This is a genomic window from Klebsiella sp. F11 (genome assembly GCF_056712265.1).
Genome location: NZ_CM160060.1, coordinates 1728276 through 1747422, shown reverse-complemented (window position 1 = coordinate 1747422; position 19147 = coordinate 1728276). Strand labels below are relative to the sequence as shown.

Sequence of the window (19147 nt, the reverse complement as noted above, 5' to 3'; positions counted from 1 at the left end):
GGATTTCAGGCGGTGCGGGAGACCGCATCGCGGGTCGCCAGCTCGCGCTCTTCGCCGGTCAGCTCCGCCAGCTGGCCGGCGCGCATCTCCAGCAGGCGGTCGGCATGCTGGAAATAGTGATCGTCGTGGCTGATGGCGAAAATGGTTTTGCCCATCTGCTGCATCAGCGGCAGCAGCACCTGATAAAACTCACGGCGGAAGTGCGGGTCCTGATCCGCCGCCCACTCGTCAAGCAGGATGATATCGCGGTCTTCGGCCAGGGCCAGCAGCAGCGCCACGCGCTTTTTCTGCCCCTTCGAGAGCTTCAGATCGAGGATCTTGCCGTTATCCAGCCGCAGCTTGTGGGTCATTTTCAGGTGCGCCATCCACTGGTTCACCCGCGCGGGGTCGGCCGCTTTCCCCTCCGGTCCCAGCAGCTGGTCAAACAGCCAGACATCGGTAAATACCGCCGAGAACAGCTTACGATAATCTTCCGGCCGGTCTACCGCCAGCGCCTTGCCATCCAGCAGGATTTCGCCGGAGGCCGGCTGATACAGCCCGGTCAGCAGCATCGCCAGCGTCGACTTGCCGCTGCCGTTGCCGCCGATAAGGAACACCAGCTCGCCGCGTTTCAGGGTCATATTAATGGGCCCGACGGCGAAGGTGTTGTCCGGATAATGGAAGCTGACGTCGCGCAGCTCCAGCGTCTGCCAGTGCGGATGCGCTTGCGGCCGCGGGAATTCGGCGCGGTACGGCGCCAGGGAGAATTTGTGCAGCTTATTGAAGGCCACTTGGGCGCTGAGCAGCGTCGGCAGCGCGCCAACGGCCGAGAGCAGCGGCGTGCGCAGGAACAACAGGGTCAGAGAGTAGGTCGCCGCCACCGCGGTATTCGCCCAGCCGAGGCCGTTGGCCATCCAGAACACCAGGCCGATGGCACCGAGCATCATAATATTCGACCAGTTCACCGCGCTGAGGTGGAAGGTGTCGGTGCGGATAATATGGTGCCGATACTCGCGTGCGTCCGGCAGATAGAGCTGGTTGAACACGTATTCGGCACGCTCGCGATTGAGCGTCAGCTCCTTGCGCCCTTCCAGCACCGTCTGGTAGTCGTGGTACAGCTTATCTTCGGTTTCCCGCAGCGTCGCCATATGCTTATAGACGCGCGCCACCAGCACAAATCCGCCCCAGATGGTAAGCGCCATCCACAGGGCGGTCACCAGCATCATTTTCCCCGACAGCCACGCCAGATAGGCGGCGGAGCCAAAGGTCAGAATAATCCCCTGCACCAGCTCGGGCAGGCGCACAAAGGCAATGGTGATGTTGCGTACGTCGCTGGTTAGGCCGGCGAGCAGCGAGGCGCTGCCGATCTTCTCAACTTTCTCGATTGGGGTGTCGAGGATGCGCTTAATGAACTCCCCGCGCAGGCGGAAAACAAAATGGTGCCCAAGGGTCGTCAGGGCCAGCTGCGATCCCAGCGTCACCGCCATCAGCAGCAGCAGCAGGCCGAGAAACTCCGGCAACACCGTCAGCGAGGTATCGACAACGGTCATCAGCCGCAGATTGATAAAGGCAATAAGCCCGATCCCCAGCGCCGCGCTGAGCAGGCTCAGGGCAATGACGGAAATAAACGGCCAGCGATACTGGCGCCAAACAAGTAGAAGAAGTTCCATAACAGGCAATCCGGGCAAGCAAAACAGCCAGCAGTGTAAACTGCTCGCCGATGACATCAAGAATAATTCTTATTTTTATTCTTTATTGCCCGCCAGCCGGAAGGTGAGGTTGTAGCGACAGGCGCCGGTGTCCGGATGGTCACCCTCTTTCAGCGGCTGAATGCCGTGATAGAACAGCCGCGACTCGCCGCCCCAGACCACCACATCTCCGTGCTCCAGCAGCACTCTGCGCAGCGGATCGCTACGCTGCAGTCCGCCAAACTGAAACACCGCCGGTAGCCCCAGCGATACGGAAACGATGGGCGCGCGCAGGTCGCGCTCGTCCTTATCCTGGTGCAGGGAGAGCTTCGCCCCGGGCTGATAGCGGTTGATCAAGCAGGCGTCGGGCGCAAAGCCCGGGTAGCCGCAGGCGAGCGCCGCCTCCGCGGCCAACTGAACGAAGATCGGCGGCATTGGCGGCCAGTCGCGTCCCGTGAGCGGATCGCCCGGAGCATACAGATAGCCGTGCATATTGGTCGTCCAGCCCAGCGGCCCGCAGTTGGTCATCGCCACCGACATGGTATAGCCGCCGGGCGTGACCATCTGGCGAAACGGCGAAGCCTCGGCAACGCGCAGAAGCGCCTGCAGCAGATCCGGGGCGCGCTGGCGGGCGAAGCGCCGCAGAATGGCGGCGCCGGGCGCCAGCGGCTCCTGCCAGGGCGGCGTATCGGCAAAGAGATCGAGCATCATGACTCCTCGGTTTGTGCTTCCCGGGCCAGCAGCTGCGCTTTGCGGGCGGTTCCCCAGCGGTAGCCGGAGAGCGCTCCGCCTTCGCGGACCACCCGGTGGCACGGAATAACGATAGCCAGTCGGTTGGCGGCGCAGGCTCCTGCTACCGCGCGGACGGCACGCGGCTGACCGATGCTTTGCGCAACCTGACGATAGCTGCGCGTTTCGCCCGCCGGGATCTGACGCAGAGCCTGCCAGACTCTCTGCTGAAAGGCGGTGCCGCGAATATCCAGCGGCAGGTCGATCGCCTGGCGGCTATCGTCAATATGGGCAAAAATCTGCGCCACCCGCGCGGAAAAATGCGCGTCGCCGGGCAGAAGCCGGGCGTGGGGGAACAGGCGGCGCAGCTCGTCTAGCGGCGCGTCGCCCTCGCCGGGCAGGACGGCGCATACCCCGCGCTCGCTTTGCGCCACCAGGCAGCGGCCAATCGCGCAGTCGCCGAACGTATAGACGATATCGGTATCATCCCCGCCGCGGCGAAACTGGCTGGCGGTCATGCCAAGCACGGCATCGGCCTGACGGTAGTAGCTGCTGCCGTCGGGAAAGCCTGCGGCCAGCACCGCCGGGGTTACTTTTCCCCCCTGCGCCAGCGCGTCCCGTAAACGCCGCGCGCGCCACGCCTGCTGCCAGGCCTTCGGCGTCATGCCGGTGACGGATTTGAATAAACGGTGGAAGTGGTACGGGCTGACCGCCAGCTCGCGGGCCAGCGCCTCGAGGGTTATCGGCGCTTCCTGCTCAAGCAGGCGGCAGGCCCTGGCGACTTTCTCGACCTTCTGCCGCTGCGGGTCGCTTTTGTCCGGCTGGCAGCGCTTGCAGGGGCGAAATCCGTCGGCGATGGCGGCAGCCGCATCAGGGTAAAAGCGGACGTTTTCCCGCAGCGCCCGCCGCGAGCGGCAGGACGGACGGCAGCACACGCCGGTGGTCAGCACGGCAAACACAAACTGACCGTCGGCGCGGGCATCGCGCTCGCATACCGCCTGCCAGCGGCGGTCATCGGTATCAGCAATAATCGGTTTCATCATCGGCTCCTGCTTTAAGTGTATAGCCAGTCTGCTTCACCGCCCGCTGAATAAAACCCGAAATCTTGCTGTTTAATTCTTTTCGCCAACCAGGAAGGTGCGGAACTGCGGCGACATCCAGGTTTTAAACCCCTCGCCCTCTTTGACAATCATATAGACGGCCAGCCCCTGCTCTTTCACTACCTCCTGCGCCTTTTCCGGACCGAGCACCATCAGCCCGGTATCCCAGCCGTCGGCTTCCAGCGCCGTCGGCGCAATCACCGTCACCGAGACCAGATTATGCTCGATCGGTCTGCCGGTTTGCGGATCGATCACGTGCGAGATCCGTTTGCCATCCAGCTCGTAATAGTTGCGGTAGCTGCCGGAGGTGCTGATACCGTGGCCGTTGATATCGACGATGGCCTGGACGGCATTTTCGCGATCGGTCGGCTTTTGGATCGCCACCCGCCACGGCTGCCCGTCGGGGTTCATCCCTCGGCTAACCAGCGCGCCGCCGACGGAGACCAGATAGCGGGAAATGCCCTCCTGCTCCATCAGGCGCGCCAGATGATCGGCGGCATAGCCCTCGCCCACCGTCGAAAGATCGACATACAGATCCGCAATATCCTTCTGCAGATACTGACGATCCGCGCGGTTAATCACCGTCAGATGCTGCAAGCCCGTCCGCGCTTTTGCCGCCGCGATCTGCTGAGGATCCGGCGTTTTTACCGGCTGCTTATCCGGGCCAAAGCCCCACAGATTGACCAGCGGCCCGACGGTAATATCCATTGCGCCGTGGGTTTTCGCGCCAATACGCAGCGACATGGTGACGATATCGGCCATCGCTTCGCTGACCGGCCACGGCTCAGTGGTGGTGGCGTGGTTAAATTGCATTAGCGCCGAATCGTTTTTCCAGGTGGAAAGCAGGCGATCGTCGGCGTCCAGCCGGGCCTGTACCTTCTGGCGCAGCGCCCGGGCCTTAGTTTCATCCACGCCAATGACGCTGACCCGCCAGAATGTGCCCATCGTTTTGCCATCCAGTACGGTCGCGGCGCTCTTTGGTGTCGCAGGAGAAGTGGCTGAATCACAGCCGGAAAGAAGTGCGCAAACGCCGAGCAGCGCGGCGCGGAAAAAAGTGATATCCATAAAATAGGTTCCTCTTGCTAAGGCAGCAAGAGTACACCAGCCTGCTTAAACGAGGCATAAAAAAAGGCGCCATAGGGCGCCTTTTTCGAAACTTCAGCGTGCTTAGAACTGGTAAACCAGGCCCAGAGCGACGATATCGTCGGTAGAGATACCGGCGTTACGAGTGAAGCTGTTGTCGTCCAGCAGGTTGATTTTGTAGTCAACGTAGGTGGACATGTTTTTGTTGAAGTAGTAGGTCGCGCCCACGTCAACATATTTCAGGATATCCTGGTCGCCGTAGCCTTCCAGATCCTTACCTTTAGACTGCAGGTAAGCAACGGACGGACGCAGACCGAAATCGAACTGGTACTGTGCAGCCACTTCGAAGTTCTGCGCTTTGTTAGCAAAGCCCAGGCTACCGGCGCGGGTTGCGTTGTAAGTCTGGGTGTACTGAGTCGCCAGGTAGATGTTGTTCGCGTCGTATTTCAGACCGCCGGTGTAGGTTTCAGCATATTTGCCGTCGCCCAGCAGGCCAGATGCGTTCTGATCATCGGTACGTTTAGAGTGACCGTATGCGAAACCAGCGCTGATGCCGTCCCAGATATCATAAGTTACAGAAGTACCGAAACCGTCGCCGTTCTGTTTGTTCCAGTCACGACCGTTGTTGGTCTGGCCTTCGCCGCTTGGGCTGCCGTTTTTACCCTGATACTGCAGAGCAAAGTTCAGGCCGTCAACCAGACCGAAGAAGTCAGAGTTACGGTAGGTTGCAACGCCGTTAGCACGGGACTGCAGGAAGTTGTCAGAACCGTAGGTGTCGCCGCCGAATTCCGGCAGAACGTCGGTCCAGGAAGTTACGTCGTAAACAACGCCGTAGTTACGACCGTAGTCGAAAGAACCCGCGTCGCCGAATTTCAGACCGGCGAATGCCAGACGAGTCCATGCCTGATCGCTGGAGCTTTCAGTGTTGTTCGCCTGAACGTTGTATTCCCACTGGCCGTAACCGGTCAGCTGGTCGTTGATCTGGGTTTCGCCTTTCACGCCAATACGCATGTAGGTCTGGTCGCCGTCAGCGCTCTTGTCGTCAGAGAAATAGTGCAGGCCGTCGATTTTACCGTAGAGGTCTAATTTGTTGCCATCTTTGTTATAAATTTCAGCCGCATTTGCTGCGCCTGCTACCAGCAGAGCCGGTACCAGGAGGGACAGTACTTTAACTTTCATGTTATTAACCCTCTGTTTGTTATATGCCTTTTATTATGCCACTGCTTACTGATTACCCTTCTAATCAGTCGGCTATATTCATTGTGCTGTAAAATGCAGAATAATCCAACAAGAATATGATACGAAAACTTCTAAGGTGTTTCAAAATGCCCACAAGATGTTTCAATTTGTAAACCAAAGGGAACTTTTCGCCACAATGAAAAATCGAAAAATAAGCACCAATAATCAAGAAAATATTTTTTTCAATTTAGAATCATGTGGTTATACACCCATCCAAGTATAGCACTGAATGACAAAACAAAACCGTCACCTGCGACTAGAATAACTATCGCTATCATCATTAACTTTATTTATTACCGTCATTCAGTTCTGAATGTCTGTTTACCCCTATTTCAACCGGATGCTTAGCATCCGGTTTTTTTTACCCTTCTTTACATAACTTTAATTATAACTGTGCCCGCCGCGATAAAAATAACGGTTATTAATCAATCACTCCGCGCATAAGAAAGTGCTTATCCGGGTAATTTCTTGTTATTTCGTGCTATTCCCTGAAACCAATCGGAAAATAACTGTACAGAATCAATCCCGCTGTACATTTTTATTGTTACCTCTTCTTTAAGATAAATCCCAAAGCAAAAAAAGCGCGGAAGGCCATTCTGTAGTATGGATTTGATAAATTAGCCTTTATACTGCTTAGCGAATTCACTCTGCTACCAGTTACCTTGGTGCAACATCCTGCTTACAAACATTGATGAGTCGCACTGCTACACGATGACCCAGAAAAAATTCACCCTGATACCTGGCAGCATCACCCGTTTCTTCATTTTAATGGTCATCGTCCTGCTGGCGACGATGAGCGTGACGCTGCAAAGCGCGGTCAACGCCTGGTTAAAAGAGAAAAGCTATCAGGTTGTCGACGTAAGCCATGCGCTGCATAAGCGTATCGATGCGTGGCGCTATGCCACCTGGCAAATTTACGACAATATAGCCGCTACCTCCTCCAGCGCCGCCGGCGAGGGTTTACAGGAGACGCGATTAAAGCAGGATGTCTATTATCTGGAAAAGCCGCGGCGTAAAACCGAGGCGCTGATTTTCGGCTCTCATGACAGCTCAACGCTGGAAATGACGCAAAAAATTTCCAGCTACCTCGATATTCTGTGGGGTGCGGAGACCATTCCGTGGTCGATGTACTATCTCAACGGGCTGGATAATAGCCTGATTCTGGTCTCGACCCTGCCGCTCAAAGACCTCTCTTCCAGTTTTAAAGAGTCGACGATTAGCAACGTGGTGGAGTCCCGCCGCGCGGAAATGCTGCTGCAGGCAAATACGCTCGACGAACGCGAAACCTTCTCCTCGCTGCGCCAGCTTTCATGGCAAAACGGCCACTATTTCACCCTGCGGACCACCTTCAACCAGCCGGGCCACCTGGCCACCGTGGTCGCTTTTGATCTGCCGATTAACGATCTGATCCCGTCCGGCATGACTCTGGACAGCTTCCGCCTTGAGCCTGACCCTTCGCAGAGCGCGACCGGCAATCCGGATAAAGAAGAGTCTGATAACGCCAGCATCAACTTCAACGGTACGCGGATTGAAATTACCACCGCCATTAATACCACCGGGATGCGTCTCATTTGGGTGGTGCCATTCGGTACTCTGATGATCGAGTCGCTGCAGAACGTCCTGCTGCCGCTGCTGCTGATTATCGGCCTGCTGGCATTGACCCTGTTTGGCTTCACGACCTTTCGCCACTACAGCGGCCGTAGCCGTCAGGCCGGGACGAGCGTCGCCGCCGCCAGCGGCGAGCATCGTACGCTGCGGGCAATAAACGAAGAGATCGTCTCGCTGCTGCCGCTGGGGCTGCTGGTTCACGATCTGGAAGCTAACCGCACGATTATCAGCAACCCCATCGCCGATCATCTGCTGCCGCATCTGAACCTGCAAAATATTACCAATATGGCGGATCAGCATCAGGGCGTAATTCAGGCGACGGTGAATAACGAACTGTATGAGATTCGCCAGTACCGCAGCCAGGTCGCGCCGCGAACGCAAATCTTCATCATCCGCGATCAGGATCGGGAAGTTCTGGTAAGTAAAAAGCTCAAGCAGGCCCAGCGCCTGTATGAGAAGAACCAGCAGGGTCGCACCGCGTTCATGCAGCACATCGGCGCCGCGCTGAAGCAGCCCGCCCGCAGCCTGGCGGAAGAAGCCGCCGCGCTCGGCGTCGCCGAAAGCCGCAGGCTGGCGCAGCACGCGGATGAGCTCGTACAGCTGGTTGACGAAATTCAGCTGGCAAACCTGCTGGAAAGCGATAGCTGGAAGAGCACGCCGGATCGGTTCTCAATTCAGGAACTGATCGATGAAGTGGTGCCAGAAGTGCTGCCCGTGACGAAGCGCAAAGGTCTGCAGCTGCTGATTAACAACGCCTTACCGGCAAACGAGCAGCGCTACGGCGACCGCGACGCGCTGCGCCGCACGCTGCTGCTGCTCATTCAATACTCGGTGACCACCACGCAGATCGGTAAAATCACTCTCGAGGTGAGCAAGGATGAATCCGCGGACGATCGCCTGACCTTCCGCATTCTCGATACCGGCAACGGCGTTTCGGCAAACGAAATCGATAACATGCACTTCCCGTTCCTGAACGATACCCAGGCCGATCTCTACGGTAAGGCCAATGCGCTCACCTTCTGGCTCTGCGATCGGCTGACGCGCAAGCTCGGCGGCCAGATGAATATCAAAGCGCGCGAATCTCTGGGCACCCGCTACTCCCTGCATCTCAAAATGCCGGCCAGTGAAGAAGAGAGCAACACCGGCGAACATCTGCTGGATGACGTGGTGGTACTACTTGATATTACCGCTAACGAGGTCCGAAAGATCGTCACCCGCCAGCTTGAAAGCTGGGGAGCGAGCTGCATTACGCCGGATGAGAGGCTGACCAGCCAGGAATACGATCTCTTTTTAACGGATAATCCGTCTAATCTTACTGCTTCGGGCTTGCTTTTAAGCGATGATGAGGTCGGGATACGAAAAATAGGCCCGGGCCAACTGTGCGTCAATTTCAATATCAGCGCGGCCATGCAGGAAGCGATTCTGCAACTGATTGAACAGCAGCTGGCGGAAGAAAACGTGCAACCTGCTCCTCCGGGAAGCGGGAGCAACGCCGAACTGCACGCCAGCGGCTATTACGCGCTGTTTGCCGATACTGTTCCGGATGATGTTAAGAGACTGTATACTGAGCTGGCAACAAGCGATTTAGCTGCGCTGGCCCAGACTGCGCACCGCCTCAAGGGGGCGTTTGCTATGCTTAACCTGGTACCCGGCAAACAGTTATGTGAAACGCTTGAGCATCTGATTCGCGAAAAAGATGCGCAAAGCATAGAAAAATACATCAGCGACATTGACGTTTACGTCAAGAGCTTGCTGTAGCAAGGTAGCCTAATACATGAATACTATGAACGTAATTATTGCCGATGACCATCCGATCGTACTGTTCGGTATTCGTAAGTCACTCGAGCAAATTGAGTGGGTAAACGTTGTCGGCGAGTTTGAAGACTCCACTGCACTTATCAATAATCTGCCGAAATTAGACGCCCATGTTTTGATTACCGATCTGTCCATGCCTGGCGACAAATACGGCGACGGGATCACGCTGATCAAGTACATCAAGCGCCATTTCCCGGATCTGTCGATCATTGTTCTTACCATGAACAACAACCCGGCGATCCTCAGCGCGGTACTGGATCTGGATATCGAAGGGATCGTACTGAAACAAGGCGCGCCGACCGATCTACCGAAGGCGCTGGCGGCGCTGCAGAAAGGCAAAAAATTCACTCCGGAAAGCGTTTCGCGCCTGCTGGAAAAAATCAGCGCCAGCGGCTATGGCGATAAGCGCCTGTCGCCGAAAGAGAGCGAAGTTCTCCGCCTGTTTGCCGAAGGTTTCCTGGTGACCGAGATTGCGAGAAAGCTCAATCGCAGCATTAAAACCATCAGTAGCCAGAAAAAATCGGCCATGATGAAGCTCGGCGTAGAAAACGATATCGCCCTGCTGAACTACCTCTCTTCCGTTTCGCTGAGCGCCACCGACAAAGAGTAACGCTCGCCTTCCCGGATACGGCGCGGCCATCATGCGCCATATCCGGGGCAACGACCCGCTCTGACCGGGCCGCGTCCGCGGAAAATTCTCGCCCTATCCTCTGCTCTTACGCACCCGTGCGGCGTACAGCGCCAGGGTTTGCTTAATAATATCCAGCGTCACCGGTTTGGAAAGACAGCTGTTCATACCCGACTCGAGGCAGCGCTGCTTCTCTTCCGCCAGCGCGTTGGCGGTAACCCCGATAACCGGCAGCGTCATACCCAGCTCGCGAATACGCTGCGTCAGGCGATAGCCGTCCATATTCGGCATGTTGACATCGCTCAGTACGATATCAATATGCTGCTTGCTCAGAACGGCCAGCGCATCAACCCCATCGTTCGCCGTCACGCACTGATAGCCCAACGATCCGAGCTGGTCGGCCAGCAGCCGGCGGTTGATCGGATGATCGTCCACCACCAGAATCATCATGTCGTCGTGGTTGGCCGTCTGCGCTTCCGGCGCGGATAGCGCCGGACCGTGCTCGGCGCTCGCCACCTCAATGCGCAGGATCCGTCCCAGCAGCGGCAGCAGCTCGTGCGGCGTCGTGACGCTATGCAGCCACTCTCCCGGCGCGCGCTCCAGCGGAATGCCGATATGTCGACGGCAGAAAATAATAGCCGCGGCCCCTGACCAGCCGGTACAGGACTCATCATCGGTGAGTAAAATATCGTCGGCTCCCGGCGCCTCGCCGGCATAGCTTTTCACCTTAACCCCGTGGTGATTGAGCAGCGAGGTGATAAACATCGTCAGGGCGGTGTTGTGAACGGCGAGCCAGCAGCATTTTCCCGCCAGACCATCAGCAACCAACGGTACACCGTTTTGCACGCCATACAGCGGAATACGGATGGTAAAGCGGCTGCCCATACCGGGCTCGGTTTCTACGGCAATATCGCCATCCATCATGCTGATGAGCTTCTCGCAAATCGCCAGCCCGAGGCCCGTTCCCTGGAAATTGCGCTGAACGCCGGTGCCGACCTGGAAGAACGGGTCAAACAGGCGCACCACCTCTTTGGCCGGGATCCCCTCCCCGGTATCGCGCACGCTGATTTGCAGATAATCGCCGGCGCACTGAACGTGCAGGATAATGCAGCCGGTATCGGTAAATTTGATGGCGTTACTCAACAGGTTAGAAATGACCTGCTGCAGGCGCATCGGATCGCCGGACATCAGCTGCGGCACATCGGGCTCGATAAAGCAATACAGCCCGAGCTGCTTGCGCACCACCAGCGGCAGATAGTTCGCCGAGATATGGTTCATCACCTCCCGCGGCGAGAACTCGCTCGGTTCGATTTTCAGCTGTTCGGACTCAATTTTCGAGAAATCCAGAATATCGCTGATGATCTTCAGCAGCAGGCTGGAGGAGTTGTTCATTGCCGTAACCAGCCGGTCGACGCCCTTCGGCAGCTCTTTGGTCTGCAGCAGATCGAGGTTGCCGATAATGCCATACAGCGGCGTGCGCAGCTCGTGGCTCACCGTCGCAAGGAACATCGATTTCGACTGGCTGGCCTGCTCTGCGGCCTGCGCCATCTCCTGCAGCGACTCTTCCATTTTGACGCGAGCGCTGACGTCCACCAGCACGCAGATAGCCACGTTTTCGTTGCGGTAGCGCGAGTGAACGAAGCTGATTTGCAGGTTGGTATTATTGCTGGTCAGCACATCGACAAAATTGACCTGCTGGCCGCAGATAATCTGCGTCAGCCGCTGCCGATCCTCATGGGTCAGCATATTGAGGTAGTTATGCGCCAGCTCGTTACTCAGAATATTGGTGCCGTCGAGAGTGCGCAGAATACAGATCCCCACCGGCGCCGATGCGACAATCTTACGGTTAAACTGCTCGTGTTCCTCGAGGCGCTGGGCGTCATTTTCCGCCGGGATAAAGATCCGCCGCTCGTACATTCGCGCGAGGGCGAAAAGCATCACCCCGGTCAGGATATTAAGGACTATCGCATTGAGGATCAGCATCCGAATACGCTCGAGAACCTGATCGACCGATACCGAGTAGACGATACTCAGGGAGGATGGCGGCAGGCTCTTCTTCATGGCCAGCTCGCGGAAGCCGGAGGTATAGCCGAACCAGATCCGTTCCTGCATCCAGCGGGCCTCGCCCTTGATTTTCGCCTCCGGGCCGGCGAGGGAGATGAGCGGCTGGCCGCTGTCGTCAAGGATCGTGACGTTCATCGGCAGGCTTCCCGGCGTGAAGAAGCTCTCCATGCGCAGGGTTTGTTCGACGCCGAGCATCGCCTGCAGGCGGTTGGCCATATACACCGGCGTCAGGGCATAGAAGTAGCCGACGCCGGGGCGAGCGCCCTGGCTAATCCAGAACAGATTGCTGCCGCGTTCGCTCTGCGGGGCGTCGCGGTACTGCTCGATACGCTGATGCAGCACCTTCAGCGCCTGGTCCCGCTCCAGCGGCATTTCTCGCAGCCCGAAGTTCGCCATGCACAGATTATCGCTGCCAATTAAAAAAATACGGTTGAGGTCGTAAGCCGCGGAGAAATTATCGCGCCAGTAGCGCATAAACCATGCCAGCGACTGCAGCGAACTGCGCCAGGTGCCGCTCATTGCTCCGCAATCTGAATCCGGGTAGAGCGGCTCGAAATCCGGCACCGCGATGTCGCCATTTGGCACCGGCGACGCGCCGCCCGGCCGATTGCCGGCAACGTACTTCAGCTCTTTAATAACATCGGCCGTGCGCTGGATATAGCGCTGCGCCTGATCGGCGTTGAGGTTAAACTCCTGGCGGATCTCCGACTCCCGGTCATGCAGCGCGTTAACAATATAAAACACCGACGCGAAAGCAATCAGCATCCACAGCAGAACCGCCAGCGCCCGGAACAGGTAGCGTGAAATTTTTAGCGTGGTATGAAAAGAAGCAAGATATTTCAATGTGGCGATGCTCGGCCGTCAGGGACTCAACAGAATGGGGTTAAGGTAGCGGTAAACAGGTTTTGTCGCAACGTTATACTCTCTGGATTACCCGCGCCGGGCAAATAAAAAAAGGCCGGGGTATCCCCGGCCCTTTTCGCAGCATTACCGCAGATTATTCATCATCTTCGGCGATGTCATCATCAGCGTCGGCGTCGATTTCCGGCGCGATATCGTCATCGCCTTCCGCCACGCTGCCGTCGATGGCATCCAGCTCTTCGTCATCGACCGGTTCAGCGACGCGCTGCAGGCCGACCACGTTTTCATCTTCCGCTGTGCGGATCAGAATGACGCCCTGAGTGTTACGACCCACGATGCTCACTTCCGATACGCGAGTACGCACCAGGGTGCCCGCATCGGTGATCATCATGATCTGATCGCAATCGTCCACCTGTACCGCCCCCACCACGGCGCCGTTACGCTCGGTCACTTTGATCGAGATAACGCCCTGAGTGGCGCGGGACTTGGTCGGATACTCTTCCGCCGCCGTACGCTTGCCGTAGCCGTTCTGCGTGACGGTCAGGATCGCCCCTTCACCGCGCGGAATGATCAGCGAGACCACTTTATCTTCACCCGCCAGCTTGATACCGCGTACGCCGGTGGCGGTACGGCCCATGGCGCGGACCGCGCTCTCTTTAAAGCGCACCACTTTACCGGCCGCGGAGAACAGCATCGCTTCGTCTTCGCCGTTGGTCAGGTCAACGCCGATCAGCTCATCGCCTTCGTTCAGATTCACCGCAATGATGCCGGCTGAACGCGGACGGCTAAACTCGGTCAGCGCCGTTTTCTTAACGGTACCACTCGCGGTCGCCATAAAGACGTTCACGCCCTCTTCGTACTCGCGTACCGGCAGAATGGCGGTGATACGTTCGTTGGCTTCCAGCGGCAGCAGGTTGACGATTGGACGCCCGCGCGCGCCACGGCTGGCTTCCGGCAGCTGATACACCTTCATCCAGTAGAGACGACCGCGGCTGGAGAAGCAGAGGATCGTATCGTGGGTGTTGGCCACCAGCAGGCGGTCAATAAAGTCTTCTTCTTTAATACGCGCGGCCGATTTGCCTTTCCCGCCGCGGCGCTGCGCCTCGTAGTCGGTCAGCGGCTGATACTTCACGTAGCCCTGGTGAGACAGGGTGACCACTACGTCTTCCTCGTTGATCAGATCTTCGATGTTGATATCCGCGCTGTTGGCGGTGATTTCGGTGCGACGCGGGTCGCCGAACTGTTCGCGCATCGCTTCCAGTTCTTCACGAATCACTTCCATCAGACGGTCGGCGCTGCCGAGGATATGCAGCAGTTCGGCAATCTGTTCGAGCAGCTCTTTGTATTCGTCGAGCAGTTTTTCATGCTCAAGGCCGGTCAGCTTCTGCAGACGCAGATCCAGAATCGCCTGGGCCTGCTGTTCGGTCAGATAGTATTGACCGTCACGCACGCCGAACTCCGGCTCCAGCCACTCCGGACGCGCGGCGTCATCGCCGGCGCGTTCCAGCATCGCCGACACGTTGCCCAGATCCCAGGAGCGGGCAACCAGCCCGGCCTTCGCTTCCGCAGGCGTCGGCGCGCGGCGGATAAGCTCGATGATCGGGTCGATGTTGGCCAGCGCAATCGCCAGCGCTTCAAGGATATGCGCACGATCGCGGGCTTTACGCAGCTCGAAAATAGTACGACGGGTAACCACTTCACGGCGGTGGCGCACGAACGCGGAAAGAATGTCCTTCAGGTTCATGATCTTCGGCTGGCCGTGGTGCAGCGCAACCATGTTGATGCCGAAAGAGGTCTGCAGCTGGGTCAGCGAGTAGAGGTTATTAAGAACCACTTCACCAACCGCATCGCGCTTGATCTCAATCACGATGCGCATGCCGTCTTTATCAGACTCATCGCGTAGCGCGCTGATCCCTTCCAGACGCTTCTCTTTCACCAGCTCGGCCATTTTCTCGATCAGGCGAGCCTTGTTCACCTGATAAGGAATTTCATGCACGATGATGGTTTCGCGGCCGGTTTTGGCGTCGGTTTCTACCTCGGCGCGGGCGCGAATATAAATTTTGCCACGACCGGTACGGTAGGCTTCCTCGATGCCGCGACGGCCATTGATAATGGCGGCGGTCGGGAAGTCCGGGCCCGGGATGTGTTCCATCAGGCCTTCGACGGAGATGTCCTCATCGTCGATATAGGCCAGACAACCGTTAATCACTTCCGACAGGTTGTGCGGCGGAATGTTGGTCGCCATCCCGACGGCAATACCGGATGAACCGTTTACCAGCAGGTTGGGGATTTTTGTTGGCATGACGTCAGGGATGCGCTCCGTGCCGTCATAGTTATCAACGAAATCAACCGTCTCTTTTTCGAGGTCGGCCATCAGCTCGTGAGCGATTTTCGACATACGGATTTCCGTATAACGCATCGCTGCGGCGGAGTCGCCATCGACAGAACCGAAGTTACCCTGGCCATCGACCAGCATATAACGCAAGGAGAATGGCTGCGCCATACGGACAATGGTGTCATAAACTGCGGTATCACCGTGAGGGTGATATTTACCGATTACGTCACCAACGACACGGGCGGATTTTTTATAGGCTTTGTTCCAGTCATTGCCCAATACGTTCATGGCGTAAAGTACGCGACGGTGTACCGGTTTCAGTCCATCTCGGACATCCGGCAGCGCGCGGCCAACAATGACCGACATCGCATAATCCAGATACGAGCTCTTCAGCTCTTCCTCAATGTTGACCGGTGTAATTTCTCTCGCAAGGTCGCTCATCTAACCGCTATCCCTCTACTATATCCCGGATTCAAAGGTCGCAAATTATAACACAGCCGCGGTGATACCGGTAAACCTATACGCTTTATTCGCTCCCCCAGCCTGATATACTCGATTGTCTTGCTAAATAAGGAGTAAAAGCGCTCATGAATGCCGAAAAACCGCCGGTGGCCCACAACGTTGATCATAATGAAATCGCTAAATTTGAAGCCGTCGCCTCGCGCTGGTGGGATTTAGAGGGCGAGTTTAAACCATTACATCGCATCAACCCGCTGCGCCTGGGCTATATTGCGCAGCGCTCCGGCGGCCTGTTCGGCAAAAAAGTGCTCGACGTCGGCTGCGGCGGCGGCATTCTTGCCGAAAGCATGGCACGGGAAGGGGCTACGGTCACCGGGCTGGATATGGGCTTTGAACCGCTGCAGGTGGCGAAGCTGCACGCGCTGGAAAGCGGCGTTCAGGTGGAGTATGTCCAGGAGACCGTCGAAGAGCACGCGCTGAAGCACGCGCAGCAGTACGACGTCGTGACCTGTATGGAGATGCTGGAGCACGTTCCCGACCCGCAGTCCGTCGTCCAGGCCTGCGCGCGGCTGGTGAAGCCCGGAGGCCAGGTCTTCTTCTCAACCATCAACCGCAACGGCAAAGCGTGGCTGATGGCGGTAGTCGGCGCAGAATACGTGCTGAAAATGGTGCCTAAGGGAACCCATGACGTGAAGAAGTTCATCAAGCCGGCCGAGCTGATCGGCTGGGTAGATCGGACAAATCTGAAAGAGCAGCATATTACCGGCCTGCATTTCAATCCGCTAACCAATACCTTCAAGCTGGCGCCGGGCGTAGATGTTAACTATATGTTGCATACAACGGCAAAAAACGCATAACGTCAGCTGTTTTTCATATGATGATTGCGCGGTATCAAGCCGCGTAATTTTCCCCGACGCTGAAGAAATCAGCACTCGATCAAATTTTCATTTTTATTTTTGAGTTTATTGACATCTTCTCCAGGCCTTATGCGACGTGCTCCCGGCTATTATTACGCTTCCGCAACCTCAATTTAACGTCAAAATCAACTCTTGTACTCAAAAGAATCCTTACTAGAATACTCACCATATAGCGTTCTTTTTATCAACAAACCCCTATATGTAGTATTTATCCACAGAGTTAGTCACAACGGCAAGCTGTGGATAAGCGGGGGATATTTTCTTTCACGGACAGGTAAAATCCACATGAATCAGAGTCTGCTGGTGACAAAGCGCGACGGTACAACCGAGCGTATTAATCTCGACAAAATCCATCGCGTACTGGATTGGGCGGCAGAAGGACTGAATAACGTTTCGATTTCTCAGGTAGAATTGCGTTCCCATATTCAGTTCTACGACGGCATCAAAACCGCCGATATTCACGAAACTATCATCAAAGCGGCCGCGGATCTTATCTCCCGCGATGCCCCGGATTACCAATATCTCGCCGCGCGTCTGGCAATTTTCCATCTGCGTAAAAAGGCCTACGGCCAGTTCGAGCCGCCGGCGCTGTTCGATCACGTCACGAAGATGGTCGAAAAGGGTAAATACGATACTCATCTGCTGGAAGACTACACGGAAGAAGAGTTCAAGCAGATGGATTCGTTCATCGTGCACGATCGCGATATGAGCTTCTCCTATGCGGCAGTCAAGCAGCTGGAAGGTAAGTATCTGGTGCAGAACCGCGTGACCGGCGAAATTTATGAAAGCGCCCAGTTCCTCTACATTCTGGTCGCCGCCTGCCTGTTCTCGAACTACCCGCGCGAGACCCGTCTCGACTACGTCAAGCGCTTCTATGACGCGGTCTCTACCTTTAAGATTTCGCTGCCGACGCCGATCATGTCCGGGGTGCGTACGCCGACCCGCCAGTTCAGCTCCTGCGTGCTGATCGAGTGCGGCGACAGCCTGGACTCCATCAACGCCACCTCCAGCGCAATTGTGAAATACGTTTCCCAGCGTGCCGGTATCGGTATTAACGCCGGGCGCATCCGCGCGCTGGGTAGCCCGATTCGCGGCGGTGAAGCCTTCCACACCGGCTGCATCCCGTTCTATAAGCACTTCCAGACCGCGGTGAAGTCCTGTTCGCAGGGCGGCGTGCGCGGCGGCGCGGCCACCCTCTTCTATCCGATGTGGCATCTGGAAGTTGAAACCCTGCTGGTGCTGAAAAACAACCGCGGCACCGACGCAAACCGAGTTCGTCACATGGACTACGGCGTACAGATCAACAAGCTGATGTACACCCGCCTGCTGAAAGGTGAAGATATCACCCTGTTCAGTCCGTCCGACGTCCCGGGCCTGTATGACGCCTTCTTCGCCGATCAGGACGAGTTCGAGCGTCTGTACACCCAATACGAAAAAGACGACAGCATCCGCAAGCAGCGCATTAAAGCGGTTGATCTGTTCTCTCTGATGATGCAGGAACGCGCCTCAACCGGCCGTATCTACATCCAGAACGTTGACCACTGCAACACCCACAGCCCGTTCGATCCGGTTGTCGCGCCGGTTCGTCAGTCTAACCTGTGCCTGGAAGTCGCCCTGCCGACTAAACCGCTGGACGACGTCAACGATGAAAACGGCGAAATCGCGCTCTGTACGCTGTCGGCGTTCAACCTCGGCGTGATTGAGAGCCTGGACGAGCTGGAAGATCTGGCGGTGCTGGCGGTTCGCGCGCTGGATGCGCTGCTGGATTACCAGGACTATCCGATCCCGGCGGCTAAGCGCGGGGCGATGGGCCGCCGTACCCTCGGTATCGGCGTGATTAACTTTGCCTACTACCTGGCAAAACACGGCAAACGCTACTCCGACGGCAGCGCCAACAACCTGACGCACAAAACGTTCGAAGCTATCCAGTACTACCTGCTGAAGGCCTCCAACGAGCTGGCTATCGAGCAGGGCGCCTGCCCGTGGTTCAACGAAACCACCTATTCCCAGGGCATTCTGCCGATCGATACTTATAAAAAGGATCTTGATACCGTCGTGAGCGAGTCGCTGCACTACGACTGGGAGCAGCTGCGCGAGTCGATCAAAACCCACGGCCTGCGTAACTCGACCCTCTCCGCGCTGATGCCTTCAGAGACCTCTTCGCAGATCTCTAACGCCACCAACGGCATTGAGCCGCCGCGCGGCCATGTGAGCATCAAGGCCTCGAAAGACGGTATTCTGCGCCAGGTGGTTCCGGATTACGAAAAGCTGCAGGACGGCTACGAGCTTCTGTGGGAAATGCCGAGCAACGATGGCTATCTGCAGCTGGTCGGCATTATGCAGAAGTTTGTCGACCAGTCGATCTCGGCTAATACCAACTACGACCCGACGCGCTTCCCGTCCGGTAAAGTGCCGATGCAGCAGCTGCTCAAAGACCTGCTCAATGCCTATAAATTTGGCGTAAAAACTCTGTACTATCACAACACCCGTGATGGCGCGGAAGATGCGCAGGACGATTTGGCGCCATCCATCCAGGACGACGGCTGCGAAAGCGGCGCTTGTAAGATCTGATAACGCCCCCCTCGCCTCAGGGCGAGGGAACATCAAAGCCCGGCCCCGTCTGCAGGGCCGGCGCGAGGGGC

General features: G+C 56.9%; 11 protein-coding genes. 4 read left to right on the top strand and 7 right to left on the bottom strand.

Annotated features, from left to right (window positions below; translation table 11 throughout):
- Positions 1-5: 5 nt before the first annotated feature.
- The 5 genes from AC1M2H_RS08755 to AC1M2H_RS08735 all read right to left on the bottom strand — a co-directional run bounded on the left by AC1M2H_RS08755 (position 6) and on the right by AC1M2H_RS08735 (position 5758).
- Entirely contained in the window at positions 6-1649 is a 1644-nt protein-coding gene (locus AC1M2H_RS08755; RefSeq protein ID WP_480151066.1) for a multidrug ABC transporter permease/ATP-binding protein, read from the bottom strand.
- A gap of 75 nt (positions 1650-1724) precedes the next feature.
- Complete coding sequence (gene alkB, locus AC1M2H_RS08750) at positions 1725-2375, bottom strand: DNA oxidative demethylase AlkB (protein ID WP_480151880.1); 651 nt, start codon at positions 2373-2375, stop codon at positions 1725-1727.
- Complete coding sequence (gene ada / locus AC1M2H_RS08745; protein ID WP_480151879.1) at positions 2375-3436, bottom strand: bifunctional DNA-binding transcriptional regulator/O6-methylguanine-DNA methyltransferase Ada; 1062 nt, start codon at positions 3434-3436, stop codon at positions 2375-2377. Before ada ends, alkB begins: the two co-directional genes overlap by 1 nt.
- A 72-nt stretch (positions 3437-3508) precedes the next feature.
- Entirely contained in the window at positions 3509-4561 is a 1053-nt protein-coding gene (gene apbE / locus AC1M2H_RS08740) for an FAD:protein FMN transferase ApbE (protein ID WP_480151065.1), read from the bottom strand.
- 102 nt (positions 4562-4663) lie between these two features.
- Complete coding sequence (locus AC1M2H_RS08735) at positions 4664-5758, bottom strand: porin OmpC (protein WP_480151064.1); 1095 nt, start codon at positions 5756-5758, stop codon at positions 4664-4666.
- A 771-nt stretch (positions 5759-6529) separates the two neighbouring features.
- Between AC1M2H_RS08735 and rcsD the strand changes: the two genes are divergently transcribed.
- Both rcsD and rcsB read left to right on the top strand, forming a co-directional pair.
- A complete protein-coding gene (gene rcsD / locus AC1M2H_RS08730) occupies positions 6530-9184 on the top strand; it encodes a phosphotransferase RcsD (protein ID WP_480151063.1) in 2655 nt (884 codons plus the stop codon).
- 16 nt (positions 9185-9200) lie between these two features.
- Complete coding sequence (rcsB, locus tag AC1M2H_RS08725) at positions 9201-9851, top strand: response regulator transcription factor RcsB (RefSeq protein WP_041146527.1); 651 nt, start codon at positions 9201-9203, stop codon at positions 9849-9851.
- A gap of 93 nt (positions 9852-9944) precedes the next feature.
- Here the strand turns inward: rcsB and rcsC are convergent, their stop codons facing one another.
- A complete protein-coding gene (gene rcsC, locus AC1M2H_RS08720) occupies positions 9945-12776 on the bottom strand; it encodes a two-component system sensor histidine kinase RcsC (RefSeq protein WP_480151062.1) in 2832 nt (943 codons plus the stop codon).
- 154 nt (positions 12777-12930) lie between these two features.
- On the bottom strand, positions 12931-15570 hold the full coding sequence (gene gyrA, locus AC1M2H_RS08715) for a DNA topoisomerase (ATP-hydrolyzing) subunit A (RefSeq protein WP_480151061.1): 2640 nt from the start codon (positions 15568-15570) through the stop codon (positions 12931-12933).
- A 146-nt stretch (positions 15571-15716) separates the two neighbouring features.
- Here gyrA and ubiG point away from each other — a divergent pair, with 146 nt between their 5' ends.
- Positions 15717-16445 (top strand): bifunctional 2-polyprenyl-6-hydroxyphenol methylase/3-demethylubiquinol 3-O-methyltransferase UbiG, encoded by a 729-nt coding sequence (ubiG, locus tag AC1M2H_RS08710; protein ID WP_480151060.1) that lies wholly within the window; start codon positions 15717-15719, stop codon positions 16443-16445.
- A gap of 345 nt (positions 16446-16790) precedes the next feature.
- Complete coding sequence (nrdA, locus tag AC1M2H_RS08705; protein WP_480151059.1) at positions 16791-19076, top strand: class 1a ribonucleoside-diphosphate reductase subunit alpha; 2286 nt, start codon at positions 16791-16793, stop codon at positions 19074-19076.
- Positions 19077-19147 lie beyond the last annotated feature (71 nt).

What these genes read in the sequence shown, in the direction of transcription:
- AC1M2H_RS08755 (WP_480151066.1), bottom strand. Translation starts at nt 1,649, where the DNA reads ATGGAACTTCTTCTACTTGTTTGGCGCCAGTATCGCTGGCCGTTTATT.
- alkB (WP_480151880.1), bottom strand. Translation starts at nt 2,375, where the DNA reads ATGCTCGATCTCTTTGCCGATACGCCGCCCTGGCAGGAGCCGCTGGCG.
- ada (WP_480151879.1), bottom strand. Translation starts at nt 3,436, where the DNA reads ATGAAACCGATTATTGCTGATACCGATGACCGCCGCTGGCAGGCGGTA.
- apbE (WP_480151065.1), bottom strand. Translation starts at nt 4,561, where the DNA reads ATGGATATCACTTTTTTCCGCGCCGCGCTGCTCGGCGTTTGCGCACTT.
- AC1M2H_RS08735 (WP_480151064.1), bottom strand. Translation starts at nt 5,758, where the DNA reads ATGAAAGTTAAAGTACTGTCCCTCCTGGTACCGGCTCTGCTGGTAGCA.
- rcsD (WP_480151063.1), top strand. Translation starts at nt 6,530, where the DNA reads ATGACCCAGAAAAAATTCACCCTGATACCTGGCAGCATCACCCGTTTC.
- rcsB (WP_041146527.1), top strand. Translation starts at nt 9,201, where the DNA reads ATGAATACTATGAACGTAATTATTGCCGATGACCATCCGATCGTACTG.
- gyrA (WP_480151061.1), bottom strand. Translation starts at nt 15,570, where the DNA reads ATGAGCGACCTTGCGAGAGAAATTACACCGGTCAACATTGAGGAAGAG.
- ubiG (WP_480151060.1), top strand. Translation starts at nt 15,717, where the DNA reads ATGAATGCCGAAAAACCGCCGGTGGCCCACAACGTTGATCATAATGAA.
- nrdA (WP_480151059.1), top strand. Translation starts at nt 16,791, where the DNA reads ATGAATCAGAGTCTGCTGGTGACAAAGCGCGACGGTACAACCGAGCGT.